Consider the following 19,140-nt stretch of genomic DNA (forward strand, 5'->3'; position numbering starts at 1 on the left):
ACTCCTTTCACTTTTTTTCCTATCAAGAAAAAATGGCATTAAGATTCTGCTGTTGAAAAACCATTAGTATTTCTTCGGCTGATATTGGTAACTTGTTAGCTTGAAAGGTCGTGGCGTTTTGGATTGCTGCTGTTATAGCTGGGGCCACGGATACTGTTCCGATTTCCCCAACTCCTCTTGGCCCAAAATGATCTCCTTCAAGTAAAGTTTCGATAGCTTCAACAGATGTTATGGGTGGTACATCACAAATGGTCGGAATGAGATAGGTATCTAGATTTTCAGTTACATATTTACTTTTCTCCATTACTGCGTCCTCCATTAACGTAAAACCAATTGCCATTACCCCGCCGCCTTCTATTTGCCCCAAATATCCCATCGGGTTAACAATCGGTCCAGCAGCCACAGCATGATCGATTTTGGTCACTTTAACTTTGCCAGTTAGTTTATCCACCTCGACTTCAACTGCCACAGCACCAAAGGTATATAAATAATGGCCACCCACAGTGGCATCAGGGGTCGTCGGAAATTGATAAAAGCTGGTAATCGAAGGCAGTTTTTCTACTTGGTTTGCAATCTCTTGAAAAGTGATGATTGGGGCATTATTATCGTCTGTGTCCCAGACACCATTTGGTCCCATTCGTAATCGCTCAAGCGGAATTCCCGTTAAACTCGAAGCTTCGATAAGTAATTGCTGACACCAGGGGTCTTTCATCCTTTTTATCCCCTGCCAAAGCATGTTTGTTGCTCGTGAAGCCGTAGACGATCCAGATATTGGCACTAGGTCGGTATCTCCAATAATAATTTCTAAGTCCGCTTTTCCACACTTTAATTGTTCTATCATAATGATTTCAATTGATGCTAGGAGACCTTGACCCATTTCTTCAAAGCCAAAGGCAATTTCGATTTTCCCCTCTCTTGTTAAGGAGAGTCGGGCACCTGAAGGGTCTGGGCGACCAAAGCCTAGACCACCACCATGCATAGCGATGGCCATTCCCGTTCCTCGAAGAGTTTGCTTCTCTTCAGCTTCACCAAAACCTGTTTGGAGAATGGGTGAACTGGCAATTTTTTTTAGAACCTCTAAAGCCCCGTTAGTTGGTACAATGCGTTGCCCGATTGGCCCAATCCTCTGAATATCGCAAATATTTTTTTCGCGAATTTCTACTGGTGACATCCTTAATTTTTCTGCAAGGCGATTGATTTGAGATTCTAAGGCAAAGGTAACTTGATTACCACCGAACCCTCTAAACTCGCCTGAAACTCCATTATTTGTATAAACAGAAACCCCTTCTACATCAACATGAGGAATGTAATATGGGCCGGTTGCGTGCTCAACTGCAAAATCTAATACTGCAGGGCCTAAGGTGGCATAGGCACCAGTATCAGCCCATATCCTAACTTGATGTACTAAAATCGTTCCGTCTTGATTTGCTCCGGTTTTCATTGTTATTTTCATTGGGTGCCTTTTTAGACCTGCCTTTACAGATTCCAATCGAGTTTGGTGGATTTTTACTGGTCGCCCACATTTGATTGCAAGCAGTGATGCATACGGTTGAATATTTAACTCATCCTTTCCACCAAAGGAGCCCCCAATCGGACTGGATATGATCCGAATCATACTTTCAGGAAGATCAAGGATCCGCGCCAATTGCATCCGATCCTTAAATCCATGCTGCGTTGCCGCATAAACAGAAATGCCTCCTGTTCGATTTGGAACAACTATTCCACCTTCGGTTTCCATATAAACATGCATTTGCCTTGGTGTAACATAAGTTTCTTCAACGATGACATAACATTCCGAAAGGATCTGATCCACAGCCTCTCTATTTCTATAAGAGGAGCGATGAAGAATATTCCCATTTGGATGCAGTTTGATACTATCACTAAGAATGGCCTTTTCTGGATCGTTAACAATGGGCAAAATTTCATATTCAACCTGAATTAACTTTAGAGCATGTGCCGCAATGTCCTCAGTTTCTGCAGCAACCGCTGCGACTGCATCACCCACAAAACGGACCCGATCTTCACACAATACCGGTTGGTCTGGGAATACCAAACCAAATCGATTCATCCCTGGAACATCCTCATGCGTGATCACCGCTACCACACCTGCCAACTCTTTTGCTTTTTCTATGTTAATTGAAAGGATGTTGGCATGTGGATAAGGACTCCTTAGAACCTTCCCATACAGCATGTCTGGAAAAGATAAATCAGTTAAATATTTCAATTCTCCTGTCACTTTTTTGAGACTATCCGGCCGAATATTCCACCTTTCTCCCGACGCTTCCTTAGTTAATCTCATCGCCACTCTCCCTATCTCACCCTTAGGCTATACATTCTTTCAAAAATGATATGAATAGGTTCGTTGCCACTGTTCTCCGATATTTAGCAGTGGCAAAGGTGTCATTATATGATTCAATCTCTTCAAAAATAGTGCTGTACACACTTTTCAATAAATCAGGAGTGGCAATCGTTCCTTCTAACAGTAACTCATTTTCAACAAGACGTTTCGGCCTATGCTGTCCTCCACCAATTGCTAGTCGAACATCTTTTAAACGATTGTCATTCCCGACACTGCAACCAGCTGAAACCGTTACTAACGCTGCGGTGAAAGTCTCCCTTCGTCCCACTTTCCGGAAATATTTCTTCATATCTACTTCCACTTTATTAGTGGGAATAAGGATGGAGCAGATGATTGAAGTGGATCTCTGGTTTAGCCATTCCTCCAGGGCAACGGTGAAACTACGGTTATTTTCATAAATAATCAATTTAGTATCAAGCGCAAGTAAGGCAGGGATGCTATCACCAATTCCGCTTGCTATATTCCCTCCGATAGTTCCCCGATTACGGACCGCAGGTGCAGCAATATTCTTGCAAGCAGCTGAGAGAATACCAGCGTTTTTTATGATTAACGGATCTTGGAGCCCTTCAGTCAAGGTTGTAAGAGCACCTATTTTGATATACTTTTCGCCATCCAATATGATTGGAACTATGGTGCGCATTTCTGCGATTGATTCTAAGCTAATAATATTTACAGGAGGAGCTAACCCCATTTCCCAATTTGCCTGGAGGAGAGTTCCTCCAGAGACAAAACAGGTGTTTTCTGTTTGGCCAAGTTTCCAAGCATCCTCAAGTTGAACGGGTACCTCCACTCTTGAAAACAGCTTATCAATTTGGCATGAACCCATCATGATGCACGACCTGTTTTTATGATTTCTGCGACAATACTAATGGCTATCTCATTTGGACCCTCCGCCCCGATAGGTAAACCTACCGGAAAATGGATCCAAGCGGGTGTCTGGTAATCTTTTAACAATCGCCGGCTTCGCTCCTTTGAACCTAATAAACCTAAATATTGAAGTTCTCCTTTTAACAATATCTTCAGGAGTTCTTCATCTTTTTGAAAGTTGTGAGTCATAAGAATCACATAATCATATTTTGAAGGATTAATTTTCAAAATAAGTTCAGATGGAGTTCCCACCCTAGTGTTGTGTGCATTTGGGAAGTATTGAGCATTACAGTAGGCAGGTCGCCAATCTGCGACTGTTACATTAAATCCAGTTTTATAAGCGAGGTCTACAAGGGGAATGGCGTCTAGACCTGCACCAAAAACAATTAATCGAGGTCTTGGGGAGATATGTTGCACGTAAAGAAAACCATTATCTGCACTTGAATAGTGAAGTCCTTGGTCAGCTAGTGTTGATGAGGTAGGAATTGATCCTTGCCAACTTCCAAATGAATGTCCTCTGTTAGTAAGGAAAATGTAATCAGTAACTTCATGATCATTTGTCATTTTTTTTATCATGACAACGTCATTTCCTTGATTCAGTTCCCTTTTTAATGTACGAATATTTTCACGTAATTGATTATTAACTGGTTCAAGTAGGACTTTAATGACTCCCTTACATCCCGTCCCTTGTCCCCAAATCAAATCGCCCTCCTCCTGCGTATTATAAGTAGTCAAGTAAGCCTTATTTTCCCGTAAAATAGAGTCAAACCGCTCAGCCAAATCGACTTCAACACATCCACCACTAATCATTCCAGTTTGCGATCCATTTTCAACCATAACCATCCATGCACCAACTTTTCTGTACGCAGAACCTTCTACTTGTACAAGAGTGGCCAATACATTATTCTTTGTAGATAAACTTATTTTATCGATTACAGAATAGATATCAGACAATGAATAGGCCCCCTTTTCGTTTCGTATAGGAAACTTGTCATACTGATTGATTAGAAATCAGCTACTCGCTTTAAAAGTCTTTTAATAGACTGATCTGACTCATGTAAAACACTGTTCTTATCAATAGTTTTCATGAATCGATTTTCCATCACGATTTTTCCATTAATAATCGTGGTTTCAACATCCGCTCTCGTTGCCGAATAGACGATGCGAGATATGGGATTCACTCCAAAGGATGGATAACAATGAAAATCATTTAAGTTCATAATCACGATATCAGCCTTTTTCCCTTCTTCTAAACTACCAATTTCTCCTTCAAGGCCCATTGCTTCAGCACCACCGATTGTTGCCATCCGAAAAACAGTTTCGGCATTCATGACTGTTGGTCCATGGATGTTTTTTTGGATAATTGAAGCTAGTCTCATTTCATTAAACATATCCAAATTGTTATTACAAGGAGCACCATCTGCACCAAGACTAAGCGGAATTTCACGTTTTAGTAAATCAGGAACTTCCGCTATTCCTGATGCTAATTTCAAATTAGATGCTGGACAATGACTTACTTTGATACCCCGATCTTTAATAATCTTTTTTTCCTCTTCGTTTAGCCATACACAATGAGCAAGGATGAGCTTAGGACTCGCCAAGCCGAGATGATCAAGATAAACAATATTTCTCATACCTCTTTCTTGTTCCACCATTGCTATTTCATCAAGATTTTCCGAAGCATGTGTATGCACTTTTACATTGTAATAATCCGAAAGATCTCTTACTTGGGTTAGTAATGTTTCTGTGCATGAAACAACGAAACGGGGACAAAAAGCATATTGAATTCTTCCATTATCAAAATTGTGCCACTTCTCTAGGAGATCTACACTTTGCTGGATGGAGTCATTCGTCGTTTCTAACAATTGATGGGGAACTCCCTGCCCATTATCCATCATGACTTTTCCAGAAATAACCCGAATCCCACTTTTGGCCATCGCCTGAAAGGCGGCATCCGTATGATGAACGGTCTCCATATCAATAATCGAGGTCGTACCACTTTGGATTAATTCACCAATACCGAGAAGGGCGGAGTAATATACCGACTCCTGGTCATGAGACGCTTCGAGGGGCCAGATTTTCTCCTTTAACCAATCCAATAGTTCTAAGTCGTCTGCTTGACCACGAAACAAAGACTGGCAGAGGTGGATATGGGTTTGAACGAAACCGGGAATGACTGTTTTTCCTGATCCATCAATCATTTTGTCTACCTCTGTGGCTTGTATGTTCTTCCCTATTTTTACAATCCGATCATTCGCAATTAACAAGTCACCGTGAATCACTTCGTTTTCCCGATTCATCGTAATGATTTCGGCATTCTTTATTAGGATTTTCACTCGCTAATCTCCTCCTCATATGAACTCTAACCAAGCTCTCATTTGAAAAAGAGACGGTAAATCTCGAAAACACGTAAAATATCCTTTCTATAAACATATGAGCAAATCCTAAAAGTATTATGATTATCTTACCGAACAAAGGAAATATATGTAAGGAAGTTGGTAGGAAACCTCACAATATTTCGAAATAATCAAAAGAAAAATCAGATAGATTACCTATCTGATTTTCAAGTTTATTCTCTAATAATTGGATTCGACTTTAATATGACTGAAAGAACCTACATCAAATAATCCTAAATCGGTAAGTTTAAGCCTTGGAATGACCGGTAACGATAGAAAAGAAAGGGTCAAGAAGGGGTTAAAGAGCTGGGACGCTTCTAATGATTTCAAGGCATTATTAATTTGAGTTAATTGGTGAAAAACAGTTAGGTAATCATGTTCAGAAATAATTCCGGCAATGGCTAACGGCAGTGATGCTAAAACCTTGTCGCCTTCAACTACAGTTAACCCTCCGCCTATTTCCTTTAAACATTCAACCGCAGTTAGAATTTCTTCATCCGAAGTACCAGCAACTATAATGTTATGAGAATCATGGGCAATCGTAGTAGCTATGGCTCCTTTTTTTAGATTTAGACCTTTTACGATTCCAAGTCCAATATTTCCAGTATTACGATGCCTCTCGATTACGGCCATTTTTAATTGATCCTTTATAATCGATGGGACGAAATTTCCATTAACAATATCTACTTCTTCAATCACATGTTTCGTTATTAAACTATTTGGTATTATTTCAATGATATTAGCTTTTGTACAGCCCCCAAAATGGATTTGTAACGACTGAGGATTGATTGATTTGGTTTTTACACTATGCCGTAATGAAGATATTGTGTTAGACCTAGACTCACTTAAATAATCACCTTGTTCGGCAATTAATTTTCCAGCACAAAATACTTGGTTTATTTTTATCGTTTCTAAATCATCCAGTATAAGGAAGTCGGCATCATAACCAGGCGCAATTGCACCTTTTTTAGATAATCCATAGCATTCGGCAGCGTTTAATGAGGCCATTTGAATAGCGGTTATGGGGTCGATTCCATGTTTAATTGCCAGCCTAATACTATAATCAATACTTCCCTCACTAATTAAATCATCGATATGTTTGTCATCGGTACCAAAAAGACAACGTCTAGAATTTTTGTCTGTCACAACATTAATTAGGTTAGGTAAATCCTTGGCTACTGATCCTTGTCTAATAATGAGATACATTCCTCTTTTTAATCTTTCTTGGGCTTCTTGTATGGAAACAGCTTCATGATCCGTTTTGATCCCTACAGCTGTATAAACATTTAGATCGTCCCCTTGTAAGCCTGCAGCGTGACCATCTATTTTTTCTCCGTTCATTCGTGCATCAATTAATTTTTCAATCATACTATCATCACCCTGGAAAACGGATGGATAATCCATAACTTCCCCAAGGCCTAAAACTCTTGGATGTTGATAAAATGGGGCTAAATCCTGTGCAAGTAATATAGAGCCAGAATTTTCAAATGGAGTTGCAGGCACACAAGAAGGAAGCATGATAAAAACATTTAAAGGAATTTGTTCAGAGGAATCTAACATGAATTTTATTCCCTCAGCTCCTGCTACATTCGCTATTTCATGTGGGTCAGCAATAATTGTAGTCACTCCATGAGGTACTACAACCTTTGCAAATTCAGGTGGGGTCACCATCGAAGACTCAATGTGGACATGTCCATCAATAAAAGAAGGACTCACAAACTTGTTACTAGCATCAATTTCTTTTATTCCCTCGTAATCACCAATTCCAACGAAACATCCGTCTACAATGGCTACATCCACATTCATTATCTCCTGTGTGAACACATCGATGACCCGACCATTTTTAATCACCAAATCTGCCTTTTCGCGTTTTGCAGCAACGTCAATTATTCTTTTATACGTAATTTTACTCAATGCCACATACATCGCCTCCTTCTATATGCCGAGATACTAACATGGAAGTCCATTTTATCCTGAATTAGTTTGATAATAATAAACAGTCATCTTTCAAATATGATTGTTTATTACCTTATTATATTTCTTTTAAAAAATCAATTATCATTTTGGCAATCCTAATAATTAAGAGTGCCTTTTTAATAGCTGCTTACTTAACAAATACATCCATAGATCATTAAAAAAAAGAAAACATGAAAAAAGCGCCAACAGTTGTTGGCGCTTTACTTGATAAGACTATTAGTCTTTTTTATTCAGCATCTCATACACTTGTTCAACATCTTTATCGCCTCGACCGGAAATATTAACGATAATAACTTGATCTTTAGACAAGGTTGGAGCAAATTTGAGCGCATAGGCCACCGCATGGGAGCTTTCTAATGCTGGAATAATCCCCTCAAGCTTTGATAATACTAGGAAACCATTTAACGCTTCCTGGCTAGTTACCGAAACATATTCTGCTCGTTCAATTGTTTTTAGGTAGCTATGCTCTGGGCCAGCACCCGGATAATCTAGACCCGCTGCAATGGAATATGTAGGCATCGGATTTCCATCTTCGTCCTGAAGTACTAAACATTTGAACCCGTGCAATTCACCTGGAGTTCCTTCTGTTAACGTCGCTGCTTCTGACGGTTCGACACCGATTAAACGTACTTCTTTATCAGGGATATAATCGGCAAATGAACCAATCGCATTACTTCCGCCACCTACACAAGCAAGAACTGCATCAGGAAGCTTTCCTTCTTTTTCTAGGATTTGTTTTTTGCTCTCTTTACTAATAACAGATTGAAAGTGCTTCACCATCTGAGGAAACGGATGTGGACCAACAGCAGAACCTAATAAATAAAAAGTACTTTCATAGTTTTGGACTAAGTCGGCAAAAGCTTCATCAACTGCATCCTTTAACCTAGCTTGTCCTTTTGTTACAGCAACAACCTTTGCGCCTAACAATTCCATCCTGAATACATTCAAGGCCTGACGTTTCGTATCCTCTGCCCCCATATAAATGGTGCATTCCATTCCAAACATCGCGCAAGCGGTTGCAGTGGCTACACCATGTTGTCCTGCACCAGTCTCAGCAATGACTCGTTTTGCCCCCATTCTTTTTGCTAAAAGAATTTGTCCCAAAACGTTATTAAGTTTATGTGAACCTGTATGATTGAGATCTTCACGTTTTAAGTAAATTTTAGCTCCGCCTAATTCATTCGTTAATCGTTCGGCAAAATAAAGAGGGGTTTCTCTGCCAGCATACTCTTTCAAATAATAAGAAAGCTCTTTGTTAAAATCTGGATCATCTTTATATTTCAAAAATTCCTGTTCTAAAACATTTAATACATTTTGAAGTTCACTTGGTACAAAGCTTCCGCCAAACTCTCCAAAATAACCTTTCTTTTCTTGACTTACTTGGCTCATCTAAACTCATCTCCTAATTAAAAATACCCGATAAAATTATACCACTACTATTCCTGATTGTTCAACTTATTTTCAGACTATTCTATTATTATAAATTTCATCAATTTTACTATCTAATTTCTCCAGACTTTTTAAAGCTCGGTTTGGATCAATCTGTCTGTAATGATGAAGTCCTCCTGGTTCTTCATCCATTTCATCGGCAAGTTTTATTATTGATTGCATCGGAGTCCTGACAACCTCGCCCCCCGGAAGGAAAGAATCAGTATGGAAGAGGATCGCTAAAGCAATTTCTTTAGCTTTCAAAGGATTTTCTCCACAGCGTATAAGCAATTTATGTGCACGTTCTGCACCCTTAATGGCATGAATATCATTTTGTCTATAGAGTTGGTAATCCCATTTTCCATCCTTGTACCAGGTATAATGGCCAATATCATGAAGGAACCCCGCTTTTGCTGCGACATCAACATCCTCATTTTGCTTTTTTGCCAATTCAAATGCGTGATAAGAAACAGCAATTGCGTGGACCAAGCCTGATCGTGTAATATATTTCTGTGCTATATGGTGTTGATAAATATCCGCTATTTTAACATCCCTCATGATTTTCACTTCCTTATTTTTAGTTAGCCATTTTCCCTCAATAGAAGAGTCTCGCCATAAGAATAAATTTTTATTATTTTATCAAATTTAAAAAATATTTCAACTAATTTATATTATTTTAAAATAAGCTTAACTTTTCATATGTTATATTAAGTTAATAACTGATTTTACTAAAAGGCTGTTTTCGTAAATTATGTTGCTATTTTTCAAAAGAGAAGGGTGGATGATTTCCGCTCCAGGATGCTCGCTTTCCGCGGGGCGTGCGGTGAGCCTCCTCGGCGCTATGCGCCTGTGGGGTCTCACCTATCCCGCTGCTCCCGCAGGAGTCTCGCACCTTCCACTCCAATCAACATTAAGTTTTTACACAGCTCTGTTATAAAAAAGTTAATAACTGATCGTAATAAAATAATTCCATTTCCATATTTATATGATTTTAACTATTTTTCGCTATCAAATTTTATTAAATAAAATAAAAAAAAAACAAAGCCCCCGGAATTAATCCAAAGGGCTTTGTCTTTATTAACATCTTAGGGGACCCAACCATAAACATCAGCCAATTCTTCATCCTTACCATTTTAAATAGAGAGCTTCTATTTAAGAAATGTAGGATTTGTTTACCAGATTAGCCAATGCGTGTTTGTTCCGCTGGAAATTAATTAACCAGTTTTTTTATTACTGGAATTTTGGTTCCTAACAAACACACTTTTTTCGATTTACTTCAAAACTCACTTTTCCTTCTGCTTTTTTAGGTGTCAACAAAATACCTTTCCATCCATGGTTTAGCTGGGAGAATTACATTTTTCCAACTGAATAGATCATTGAAAAACTTTCTCTTCCACAACTAGCAGAACCTTTTTATCTACTGACTTAAAGTTCGTACCTATCTGAATCTATTCCTTTACTTATTCCAACAACTGACTCACCGATATAGTTGTGGAATTCATATCTCTATCCACCTTTTTCCTCCTTTTTTTGCACCATTGAATTTTTTCAGAATTCTTGATTGCAATCTCAAAAGGAATCGAGTGTTTCTGGTAAAAAACTTCCTTTCTACGTATACAAAATTAATCATAGGTAGAATTTCCGTTTTTATCCAGTAGATTTCAATATGAATATTCAGTTCTTTAGATTCTTTCTAGATGTTCCCTTTCCTCATGTAGACTAAATTGTACTTTGTGGATAAACTTGATAACCACAAATCCTGCAGTTTTCCCACTTGACCATTTTTTTCAGATACCTTGTTCTAAAAAAACTACTAACAAGGAATTAAATACTCGTTCACTTACGGAACGAACACTTAATGGTTGAGCCTCCTAAGATGTAAATTAGAAACATAATGTTTCTATATTCATAATATATCATAAATTCAAAATTTTTCACGCCGAATCTGTGACGAAATTGTGAATGTTCACTTTTTAATACCCGTGATTCCTTTAATGTTTTCCTCAAAAAAATAAGACACAAGAAAGTTCCTGTGCCCTGTGGTTTCCCTAACTATTAAATCCACCAACAACAATTGTTATGCTCCAGCATTCCAAATGGTTCATATCATAAAACTTCAAAATAGACACCCTTAGCTCATTGATATCTGGCGGGATTTTTACATCTTGTTGAATTAAATAGTTTAGCAACTGATTTTCTGAATACTCTTCTAGATCTTGGGTAAGTAGATAATAGGTAATAAAAGTATACCCATCCTCTTCCCATGCTTGAGCCACCATTGGACGTCCATCTTTTAAATAACAAGTATTTTCCCAAATTGTACTGGAGTTATCAGATTCAACAGCACCATTTATTTTTGGAACATTGTATATTTGGCTTCTCTGCATTTTCCTAACCTCCTTTTCCTAACTTTATATTTAAACTTCGAAAATTTCGAAAATCTCCATTTTAACTATTATTGAATATTCATACTTTCATTGTATTATAATTTTACTTTTAGGAAAAATACCAATATTGAATTTTTTGGGAATTTTTTAGCGTCATTTGAAGCTTTCAACAGTAATCAAAAAAAAGAGACGGTACAATTTTGTACACGTCCCTTTTCAGTCTATTGAAAATTAATTTTCTTTTACTTCAACAACCCAATTAAATGGATCTTCGATGATGCCATTTTGAATTCCTGTCAATGTACTGTACAATCTTGTTGAAATTTCGCCTGTTTCACCATTGTTAATGATAAGTTTTTCTCCATGCCACAAAAATTCGCCAACAGGAGAAATAACCGCTGCTGTCCCCGTTCCGAAGGCTTCTTCTAATTGTCCTTTTTTGTAAGCTTCATAAACTTCATCCATTGAAATTCTTCGTTCACTTACCGGTACATTCCAATGAGTTAATAGCTGAAGGATAGAGTTTCTAGTAATCCCCTCTAAGATACTACCATTTAGAGCAGGAGTTACCACCTCACCGTTAATCTTAAAAAAGATGTTCATGCTTCCAACTTCTTCAATGTATTTCTTTTCTCGGCCGTCAAGCCATAAAACCTGAGAATAACCTTTTTCTTCAGCTATTTCCTGAGCTCTTAAACTAGATGCATAATTACCACCTGTCTTGGCCGTTCCAGTTCCGCCTACAACTGTTCTAACAAACTCTTGTTCTACTGCAATATTTACTGGTGCTAAACCTTCTTTATAATAAGAACCAACTGGCGACATGATAATCATGAATTTATAATGACTGGAAGGATGTACTCCTAAATAAGGTTGTGTTGAAATGATAAATGGCCGAATATAGAGTGAAGTACCTTCAGCCGTTGGAATCCAATCGCGCTCTAGCCATACCAATTTTTTTAATGCTTCCAAAGCTAGTCCTTCATCAATGTTAGGAATGCATAATCGATCATTGGATAAATTTAATCTCTGGAAGTTTTTCTCTGGTCTGAATAACAAAATTTTCTGATCTTTTGTTCGGTAAGCTTTTAATCCTTCAAAAACGGTTTGCCCATAATGAAAGACAACTGAAGAAGGATCTAAAGAAATTGGCTGATACGGAATAATTTGTGGATCATGCCATCCTTTTCCTTCGGTGTAATCCATCATAAACATATGATCAGTAAATACTTTCCCAAACCCCAAGTTATTTGGATTTGGTTTTTCCTTTAACTTAGAACTTAATTGAATAACAATTTCATTATGCCCAGACATTATGTTTGTCGTCTCCTTATAAAAAAGTTTTGTTAAAACTTCCATAATTAAAATCTATAAAAGTTATTTTACATCTAAATAGTCGAATGGAACAACATTTTATCGAAAAAAATTGAAAATTTCCTAAAATGTATAAAACGGTAAGATTCAAATTATTTGTTGGAAAAATTTTTACAAAAAATTTCCAACCTTCTAAAAACAAAAATGTTAGCTTACGTCATAATTATCAATAAAATTGTATAAAATATTAATGCCCCTTCTGAAACATTTCGCTTGTTGCGGGACACTTAACCATTGTTCGGATCAGAAGGGGTAGGCGCCTGATATTTCAGGCGTCTTTCGTATTTAATTCTTCTCTTTTATATCCTTTACGAAATCCTCGCTAAATTTATCTAACAATATGGCTGTATCAATTAGATGATTATTAAAGATTTGTCGAACTATATTTAAAAGATCGATGATCATTGGATCCCTTAATGAATAAAGGACCCGATTCCCATCTTTAGTGCCATTGACGATATTTTTACTACGCAAAATACTTAGTTGTTGTGAAACGGATGATCCCTCTGCCCCAGTGATCGTTAATAATTCATTAACATTTTTATCACCTTCAGCTAGAATTTCAAGAATTCTTATCCTTAGTGGATGTGCAAGAGCCTTGAAGAAATCTGCTTTGAATTGCTGTAATTGTAAATTCATTTTCTCCTCCAATAAAAAAACCATTTCCTACATTATACTTGAAGTCTCACTTTTCCTACCATCTCTTGGGGGTGCGATAAATGTGAACATTCTTGGAAGGCAAAATGTCTACAACCGACACACTTTTGATTATTCAAAGTGGTAATGGCATAGTTAATTGCTTCTCCTGTGTGCTCAAAGAAATGCTCTTTTCCGATTTGATTATCGAGACCAGTCTTGATGAAAACTCCCATAGGCTGTGATTGGAGTCCAGAAATAAGAATCGTTCCTCCTTGTTTTTTAAAGTGATGCACGATACTAGTTAGCGTTGCCTCTCCGGTGGTATCCATATAAGGAACCTTCCCCATGCGAAGAATTAAAACTAATGGTCGATGATTAATGGTTGACATAATCGACTGTTCAAACATTTGTGCTGCACCAAAGAACAGTGGTCCTTCAATGGTAAACATACTTACTTGTGGACAATCATGACCATCGCTTACTACATTTGGACTCACTTTTTTCGTTTCTAATGTCAAGTCAGGTAGTACTTTTGCAACAGTCATTAATCCACTCATTCGCTTAACAAAAAGAATGGCCGCTAAAACCAAACCAACTTCGACTGCAATTGTTAAATTCATAAAAACAGTTAATAAAAATGTAATGACTAAAATTAATGAATCACTCGACCTTGTCTGCAAAACATGCGCAAATGATTTCTGCTCACTCATATTCCAAGCCACCACCATCAAAATTGGCGCCATGCTTGCCAACGGAATGAGCGAGGCATACGGAGCGAAGACTACAAGTATAAAAAGAACGACTAACCCATGAATGATGCCTGACATGGACGAAACCGCACCATTTTTAATATTAGTAGCTGTTCTGGCTATTGCACCAGTTGCTGGAATTCCACCAAAAAGTGGTGTTATCATATTTGCTATCCCTTGACCGATTAACTCGCGGTTACTATTATGTTTTGTTCCTGACATTCCATCGGCTACAACAGCTGAAAGCAGTGATTCTATTCCTCCTAGGATCGCAATGACAAACGCAGGTTGAATCATTTTAGTAATATTCTCCAGCGTGAATTCAGGAAAATGAAAGCTAGGAAGATTACTAGGGATTTGACCATATGCTGAGCCTATTGTTGCTACTTTATCAGGAAAAAGAAAAGCTGCGATAATCGTTGAAAATAAAAGTCCAATTAAAGGTCCAGGAACCTTTGGAAACCATTTAGGTGTTATTAGAATTGTGATTAAGCAAATCGCTGCTGTCAGTATACTATATAGATTAATAGTATTGATATGAGTAAAAATTTCGCCTATATTGGCGATAAATTCTTCATGCTTCTTTATTCCGGTCAAGCCTAAAAAGCTGGCAATCTGTCCTGTAAAGATAATAACAGCAATTCCAGATGTAAAACCAATTGTAACAGGACGGGGGATGTATTTAATTAAGGAGCCTAACTTGAATACTCCCATTAAAAACAACATAATCCCTGCCATAAATCCAGCAATTAATAAATTGTTGTAGCCATAGGTCATGACCACTCCTAATAACACTGGTATGAACGCCCCAGTTGGTCCTGCTATTTGAAATTTTGATCCTCCAAAAAGCGAAATCAGAATTCCGGCAATGATCGTCGTATAAATTCCATATTCTGGTTTTACACCAGATGCAATTGCAAACGCCATTCCAAGTGGGATGGCAATAACACCGACGATCAATCCTGATAGAAAATCCTTTCTTAAGCTGTCGATAGAATAATGATTAAATCTGCCCAAAATTGATTTCACAAATATACCTTCCTCACAATATTTATATATTTGAATTTTTGAATATACGAAATATAATACTCCCTGTTTATTCTTTTGTCTAGAATAAAAAAGGAGACAATTTCAATGTAAAATCGACAAAACTTTCCGATTTTTAGGCAGGGTCAAGCTTGCTTTAATCAAAAAAATCTCATGTAAGTTTATTGGGATTTCTCGTTCCCATTAATAAAATACTGTATAAATTCTATATCTTCCTGCGTTAAATCCCGTCCAAAGACATTTTTTACATCATCGATAATCAACTGAAGATTATTTCCATGGATTTTCATACTATCGACAATCGCTCGACATTCCCGATTTTCTTGTAGAAACATATTATGGGAGATTGGTACCGAGTGCGAATGCAAATACCATGACGCCCCATAATTTTCAAGACGTTTTAACAGGGGCAAAACCTTAGCCTCTGTGTATTGTCGTTTATTTGAATAAATATCACAGGAGGTACAATCACCTAAAAACATAAACTTTTCTTCTTCCACATAAATAACTGTTGAATCCTCGGCATGGTCACCTCCGACATGGTCAATTCGGCAGGTAATGCCACCTAAATTGAGGATTAACTGTTTTGTAAATTGTATCGTTGGATTAACAATTTGAATTTGATCCCGGCGTTCTCCATACTCCTTTTTTATCATGTCCGAACAAAAAACGGTTTCCATTCCTGCATCAACCCGTTCACTCAATGAAACATCGTCCCAACTATACTGCTGTAAGCGAAGGATATTTTCCGCTGTTTTCTGATGGGCAACTATCGGCAATTTTAAGTATGATAATCCAAAAATATGATCCCAATGCCAATGGGTTATTACTACAAAGGAAGGTTTGTTGATTCCGTGTCTAGATAATTCTTGTAAAAATAAACCAACATGCTCTGGAGAATTCCCGCCATCGATCATTAAAACATATTGATTTCCAATTACTGCGCCCAATATGGGACGATCAGTTTCATGGGAGGCTGCTAAGCAGTAGATTCGCTCAGAAAACTTGATTAATTTTTGCTTTATCATGGATTTTTACTCCTCATTCCTGTGTTTTTATAGAAGTATCTTCCTGAAATGATATATTTATTAATTTACTATTTACCGTTAAGTTAAATGGGACCTCAGTGAATACTTGTGAGCTATTTTGCTAGGTCGGTACACAGATTCTTCATATAATAAATTCCTCCTCATCGCCTTATTCTACCATTACCCTATTTCCTACCAAGTCCTATAATCTTTCAAATGGTATTTTGCTTTTGTAATTAGGCTATACATTGTGTTATAAAGTTATAAAGGAACAAATATTCATGCACCCTTGAAAGATACATAATAATCATTAGTAGATGGAGAAGTTGTTTTTTAAACAACAACTTTTTTTAAATTGAAATGGACAGGTCAAGAGGAGATTATGATGCTAATAGTTATTTGGATTTTGGGGATATTTTTTGTACTGAATTTATTATTATCTGGTACTGTCGTTTTTTTAGAGCGGAGAAACATTAGCGCCACATGGGCGTGGCTATTGGTCCTTATATTCATCCCTGTGTTAGGTTTTGTACTATATATGGTTTTTGGCCAAAATTTAAGTAGACGGAGAATCTTTAATTGGGATAAACAGGAGCATACCTATTTACAAAGAGCCATTTTTTCCCAAATGAAGTTAATTGAAGAAAATCGATCACAATTTAACAACCCTCTTATTCATAAATATAAAGCCTTAATTTACCTAAATTTAAACAACGATGAGGCACTTTTTACACAAAATAACTCTCTTTCAATCTATACTGATGGACATGAAAAATTTGAAGCCTTACTAAATGATATCAAACATGCAAAAGCGCACATACATTTACTCTATTACATTATCCGTGATGATGATTTAGGAAGAAAAATAGCTGATGCATTAGCTGAAAAAGCACAGGAAGGTGTCGAAGTCCGAATTCTCTTCGATGACAGCGGCTCAAAAAACTTATCGAAAAGGTTTAAAAAACAAATCGAACAAGCCGGTGGATCTATTGTTGCTTTTTTTCCAGGTAAAATCCCGTTAATTAATTTAAGGATTAATTATCGAAATCATCGTAAATTAGCAATCATAGATAGTAAAATTGGCTACATCGGAGGATTCAATATCGGCAATGAGTATTTAGGTTTGAATCCCAAATTTGGCTACTGGCGGGATACCCATTTACGGATTCAAGGAGAAGCTGTTAATAATCTTCAGTCTCGGTTTATGCTTGATTGGAACCAAGCTTCCAAGGTAAAAATTTCATTTAAAGATTATTACTATCCTACGCAAGTAAAATATGGTGAGGTTGGTATTCAGGTTGTTTCTAGTGGTCCGGATTCAGAGTGGGAACAGATAAAGCACAGTTACATAAAAATGATTCTTTCTGCCAAAAAATATGTATATATCCAAACCCCCTATCTAATCCCTGATGACAGCTTATTGGATGCCTTAAAAATCGCTTCCCTTTCAGGGGTTGATGTACAAATTATGATACCTAATAAGCCTGACCATCCTTTTGTTTACTGGGCTACCTATTCTAATGCTGGGCAACTGTTAAAAGCAGGTGTTAAAATTTTCACCTATGAAAATGGATTCCTCCATGCGAAAATGATTGTTATTGATGATCAAATTGCTTCGGTTGGTACTGCCAATATTGATGTACGTAGTTTTCGTTTGAATTTTGAGGTGAATGCTTTTTTATATCATGCTGAAACCGTTAAGAAATTAGCACTAATTTTCAATGAAGATAAGCAGCTTTCATTAGAATTATCACTAAATAAATATCAAAGTAGGTCCATTGTAATACGGATAAAAGAGTCCATCTCACGTTTATTATCACCAATTCTTTAATTCGTTTTAACTTTCAACATAGATAAGGCTGTTTAACATGACGTTGAGCAGCTTCTCCTCATATTGATAGTTCATTTTAAAAAATTAACTAGGGTCAACTTCATCCCAGGAAAATCTTGTAACGCTTGTATATTCACCCTCTTTTATTTCATCCTCAGTCGCTTTTTGTTCAAGCTCTTCATTATCGTTCATTCCCGGTGCTAAGGTAGGTTCGTTATTTTTCTTCTTCATTTCACTACCCCCTTCAACGAAATTTTTATGAGTAATCGAAATCTGTTAATTTATCCATATGACTAGCAACCATTGCAATAATTGTACTTGCCTCTTCCTTACTAAAAATGAAATTGGACTCATCCTTGATTAATTCTTCATCCTCGGTCCAAATCCGGTTAATTCTCCGCAATACTCCATCCCCTGTTTCTGTTATTATGCCAAATTGATATGTAACTTCAACCTCATCTTCTTGAACAAATGCTGTAACCTCTGGGGTCTCCCACTCGACATCAATTTCTTCAAAAATGTCGGAGTAATCATCAGTGTCCTCTTCTAATTCATATTCATCACCAATTTGATCGTCATGATATATATCCTCATCCTCTTCATCATCGTCATTAATATAGTCATGGAGGCTCTCATGTACAGCATCAATAATATCCTCAATGTCATATAAGACGGTTCTCGATGTGAGACCTAAATCCGGATCAAACGATTCAAAGAAAAAATCCTCATGTGCAGGATCGTACGAGATCGTCGAAAAATAGATTCTTTCCTCTTCTTCTGTTTCCACAAAAAATTCAATCCTTGGAAATTTTGCTCCTCTTTCCACACTCATATGTCCAACTTGATCATACTTTGCGCAAATTGATTCGAGATGTTCTTGAAGTTCACCTGTAACTCGATCAAACCATTCTAAAGACATGTTCATCATCTCCCCTTTGTGACGTTAAGGTTAGTTTTTACCTTTTTTAAAATTATATGTCTGATAAGAAGATAAAAAAAAGCCGCTTTATCCTTTTGATAGGTAAGCAGCTTGTTAATACCATGAATTTTTAACTATG

Annotated in this window: 15 protein-coding genes; 1 reads left to right on the forward strand and 14 read right to left on the reverse strand. The window is 37.1% G+C overall.

All coding sequences use genetic code 11. The annotated features are described in order from the left end of the window. Positions 1–22 precede the first annotated feature (22 nt). The 12 genes from pucD to B1NLA3E_RS13235 form a co-directional block, all read right to left on the reverse strand. Complete coding sequence (pucD, locus tag B1NLA3E_RS13180; RefSeq protein ID WP_015594327.1) at positions 23–2,299, reverse strand: xanthine dehydrogenase subunit D; 2,277 nt, start codon at positions 2,297–2,299, stop codon at positions 23–25. 22 nt (positions 2,300–2,321) lie between these two features. Then, a complete protein-coding gene (locus tag B1NLA3E_RS13185; RefSeq protein ID WP_015594328.1) occupies positions 2,322–3,188 on the reverse strand; it encodes an FAD binding domain-containing protein in 867 nt (288 codons plus the stop codon). Next, entirely contained in the window at positions 3,185–4,180 is a 996-nt protein-coding gene (locus B1NLA3E_RS13190) for an XdhC family protein (RefSeq protein ID WP_015594329.1), read from the reverse strand. Before B1NLA3E_RS13190 ends, B1NLA3E_RS13185 begins: the two co-directional genes overlap by 4 nt. A 50-nt stretch (positions 4,181–4,230) precedes the next feature. Next, positions 4,231–5,562, reverse strand: a complete 1,332-nt coding sequence (locus B1NLA3E_RS13195; protein ID WP_015594330.1) for a 5'-deoxyadenosine deaminase — start codon at positions 5,560–5,562, stop codon at positions 4,231–4,233. Positions 5,563–5,802: 240 nt separating this feature from the next. Continuing rightward, entirely contained in the window at positions 5,803–7,548 is a 1,746-nt protein-coding gene (ade, locus tag B1NLA3E_RS13200; protein WP_015594331.1) for an adenine deaminase, read from the reverse strand. A 267-nt stretch (positions 7,549–7,815) separates the two neighbouring features. Then, on the reverse strand, positions 7,816–8,988 hold the full coding sequence (trpB, locus tag B1NLA3E_RS13205) for a tryptophan synthase subunit beta (RefSeq protein WP_015594332.1): 1,173 nt from the start codon (positions 8,986–8,988) through the stop codon (positions 7,816–7,818). Positions 8,989–9,060: 72 nt separating this feature from the next. Then, positions 9,061–9,585 (reverse strand): HD domain-containing protein, encoded by a 525-nt coding sequence (locus B1NLA3E_RS13210; RefSeq protein ID WP_041580516.1) that lies wholly within the window; start codon positions 9,583–9,585, stop codon positions 9,061–9,063. Positions 9,586–11,075: 1,490 nt separating this feature from the next. After that, positions 11,076–11,414 carry a hypothetical protein gene (locus B1NLA3E_RS13215; protein WP_015594334.1) on the reverse strand — a complete coding sequence of 113 codons (339 nt, stop codon included), beginning with the start codon at positions 11,412–11,414 and terminating at the stop codon, positions 11,076–11,078. A gap of 231 nt (positions 11,415–11,645) precedes the next feature. Then, positions 11,646–12,728, reverse strand: coding sequence for a branched-chain amino acid aminotransferase (locus B1NLA3E_RS13220; RefSeq protein ID WP_015594335.1), 1,083 nt, complete (start codon positions 12,726–12,728; stop codon positions 11,646–11,648). Positions 12,729–13,073: 345 nt separating this feature from the next. After that, the gene (locus B1NLA3E_RS13225) at positions 13,074–13,427 is read right to left on the reverse strand and encodes an ArsR/SmtB family transcription factor (RefSeq protein ID WP_041580517.1); all 354 of its coding nucleotides are present in this window, start codon (positions 13,425–13,427) and stop codon (positions 13,074–13,076) included. Positions 13,428–13,459: 32 nt separating this feature from the next. Continuing rightward, a complete protein-coding gene (locus B1NLA3E_RS13230; protein WP_015594337.1) occupies positions 13,460–15,205 on the reverse strand; it encodes a SulP family inorganic anion transporter in 1,746 nt (581 codons plus the stop codon). 179 nt (positions 15,206–15,384) lie between these two features. Next, positions 15,385–16,251 carry an MBL fold metallo-hydrolase gene (locus tag B1NLA3E_RS13235; protein ID WP_015594338.1) on the reverse strand — a complete coding sequence of 289 codons (867 nt, stop codon included), beginning with the start codon at positions 16,249–16,251 and terminating at the stop codon, positions 15,385–15,387. Between the two features lie 385 nt (positions 16,252–16,636). Here B1NLA3E_RS13235 and cls point away from each other — a divergent pair, with 385 nt between their 5' ends. After that, on the forward strand, positions 16,637–18,082 hold the full coding sequence (gene cls, locus B1NLA3E_RS13240) for a cardiolipin synthase (RefSeq protein ID WP_041580518.1): 1,446 nt from the start codon (positions 16,637–16,639) through the stop codon (positions 18,080–18,082). 84 nt (positions 18,083–18,166) lie between these two features. Here cls and B1NLA3E_RS25335 read toward each other — a convergent pair whose 3' ends face one another. Next, positions 18,167–18,313, reverse strand: a complete 147-nt coding sequence (locus B1NLA3E_RS25335) for a hypothetical protein (RefSeq protein WP_015594340.1) — start codon at positions 18,311–18,313, stop codon at positions 18,167–18,169. Between the two features lie 25 nt (positions 18,314–18,338). Next, positions 18,339–19,001, reverse strand: a complete 663-nt coding sequence (locus tag B1NLA3E_RS13245; protein WP_041580519.1) for a hypothetical protein — start codon at positions 18,999–19,001, stop codon at positions 18,339–18,341. Positions 19,002–19,140: the final 139 nt, after the last annotated feature.

Source organism: Bacillus sp. 1NLA3E (assembly GCF_000242895.2).
In the GTDB taxonomy this organism is placed as follows: domain Bacteria; phylum Bacillota; class Bacilli; order Bacillales; family Cytobacillaceae; genus Bacillus_BU.

Bases quoted from the DNA above. Each gene is read 5' to 3' on its own strand.
- cls (WP_041580518.1), top strand. From the start codon at position 16,637: ATGCTAATAGTTATTTGGATTTTGGGGATATTTTTTGTACTGAATTTA.
- B1NLA3E_RS13215 (WP_015594334.1), bottom strand. From the start codon at position 11,414: ATGCAGAGAAGCCAAATATACAATGTTCCAAAAATAAATGGTGCTGTT.
- B1NLA3E_RS13245 (WP_041580519.1), bottom strand. From the start codon at position 19,001: ATGTCTTTAGAATGGTTTGATCGAGTTACAGGTGAACTTCAAGAACAT.
- ade (WP_015594331.1), bottom strand. From the start codon at position 7,548: ATGTATGTGGCATTGAGTAAAATTACGTATAAAAGAATAATTGACGTT.
- B1NLA3E_RS13235 (WP_015594338.1), bottom strand. From the start codon at position 16,251: ATGATAAAGCAAAAATTAATCAAGTTTTCTGAGCGAATCTACTGCTTA.
- B1NLA3E_RS25335 (WP_015594340.1), bottom strand. From the start codon at position 18,313: ATGAAGAAGAAAAATAACGAACCTACCTTAGCACCGGGAATGAACGAT.
- trpB (WP_015594332.1), bottom strand. From the start codon at position 8,988: ATGAGCCAAGTAAGTCAAGAAAAGAAAGGTTATTTTGGAGAGTTTGGC.
- B1NLA3E_RS13220 (WP_015594335.1), bottom strand. From the start codon at position 12,728: ATGTCTGGGCATAATGAAATTGTTATTCAATTAAGTTCTAAGTTAAAG.
- B1NLA3E_RS13210 (WP_041580516.1), bottom strand. From the start codon at position 9,585: ATGAGGGATGTTAAAATAGCGGATATTTATCAACACCATATAGCACAG.
- B1NLA3E_RS13225 (WP_041580517.1), bottom strand. From the start codon at position 13,427: ATGAATTTACAATTACAGCAATTCAAAGCAGATTTCTTCAAGGCTCTT.
- B1NLA3E_RS13185 (WP_015594328.1), bottom strand. From the start codon at position 3,188: ATGATGGGTTCATGCCAAATTGATAAGCTGTTTTCAAGAGTGGAGGTA.
- pucD (WP_015594327.1), bottom strand. From the start codon at position 2,299: ATGAGATTAACTAAGGAAGCGTCGGGAGAAAGGTGGAATATTCGGCCG.